The organism is Ruminococcus sp. AF17-12 (assembly GCF_003479245.1).
Lineage (GTDB): Bacteria > Bacillota > Clostridia > Lachnospirales > Lachnospiraceae > Blautia_A > Blautia_A fusiformis.
The window spans coordinates 76,342-77,882 of sequence record NZ_QUGY01000017.1; the positions used below are offsets into that span (position 1 = coordinate 76,342).

The 1,541-nt window shown below is 52.5% G+C and carries 1 rRNA gene (running past one end of the window); it reads right to left on the minus strand.

Going from position 1 to position 1,541, the window contains the following annotated elements:
- Window positions 1-1,495 (minus strand): 23S ribosomal RNA (locus DWW77_RS15780) (it extends 1,731 nt beyond the left edge of the window).
- Window positions 1,496-1,541: the final 46 nt, after the last annotated feature.

Sequence of the window (1,541 nt, forward strand, 5' to 3'; positions counted from 1 at the left end):
CTTGTACCGGGCTTTCCATTCCCGGCTCCCGCTCTCCTTACGTGTCCCCACAGTTCTGTTATACTGCAGTACAGGAATATCAACCTGTTGTCCATCGGCTACGGCTCCCGCCCTCACCTTAGGTCCCGACTCACCCAGGGCAGATCAGCTTTACCCTGGAAACCTTGGATATTCGGCCTAGAGGATTCCCACCTCTATCTCGCTACTCATTCCGGCATTCTCTCTTCCATGCAGTCCACAGCTCCTTCCGGTACTGCTTCTTCCCGCATGCAATGCTCCTCTACCAATCTTTTCAGATTCCTTAGTTTCGGTGGCGCGTTTCAGCCCCGGACATTTTCGGCGCAGGACCTCTCGACCAGTGAGCTATTACGCACTCTTTGAATGTATGGCTGCTTCTGAGCCAACATCCTGGTTGTCTTCGAAATCCCACATCCTTTTCCACTTAACGCGCACTTTGGGACCTTAACTGTAGGTCTGGGCTCTTTCCCTTTTGACCGCCCAACTTATCTCGTGCAGTCTGACTCCCGGTGATATCTACACGGCATTCGGAGTTTGATATTCTTCGGTAGGCTTTGACGCCCCCTAGGAAATTCAGTGCTCTACCTCCGCAAGACTCACACCGAGGCTAGCCCTAAAGCTATTTCGAGGAGAACCAGCTATCTCCGGGTTCGATTGGAATTTCTCCCCTATCCACACCTCATCCCCACCCTTTTCAACGGATGTGGGTTCGGTCCTCCACTACCTCTTACGGCAGCTTCAACCTGGACATGGATAGATCACCCGGTTTCGGGTCTACTCCTACTGACTCTGGCCCTATTAAGACTTGGTTTCCCTACGGCTCCACACCTGAAGTGCTTAACCTTGCCAGTAAGCGTAACTCGCCGGACCGTTCTACAAAAAGTACGCGGTCGTACATATAAAGTACTTCCACAGCTTGTAGACACAGGGTTTCAGGTTCTCTTTCACTCCCCTCCCGGGGTCCTTTTCACCTTTCCTTCACAGTACTATGCGCTATCGGTCACTAAGTAGTATTTAGCCTTAGGGGGTGGTCCCCCTTACTTCCCACAAGGTTCCTCGTGTCTCGTGGTACTCCGGATCCTGCTCAGTCAGCTCTGCTTTCACGTACGGGGCTTTCACCCTCTCCGGCCGGCTTTCCCAAAACCGTTCTGTTAACTTCGCTGAATCTTAAATGCAGTCCATGACCCCGGCATGCACGCACACCGGTTTAGGCTCCTCCGCGTTCGCTCGCCGCTACTTACGGAATCGATGTTTCTTTCTTTTCCTCCGGGTACTTAGATGTTTCAGTTCCCCGGGTTCCCTTCCATACGTTATGGATTGGCGTATGGATGCATGAGGTCTGCTCATGCGGGTTTCCCCATTCAGACATCTCCGGATCACGGGATATTTGCTCCTCCCCGAAGCTTTTCGCAGCTTATCACGTCTTTCATCGGCTCTTAGTGCCAAGGCATCCGCCCTGTGCCCTTATTGCTTGACCTTTCGCTTCATCACCCTAGCGTAGGTGATGCGGTCTCTTGATTCTC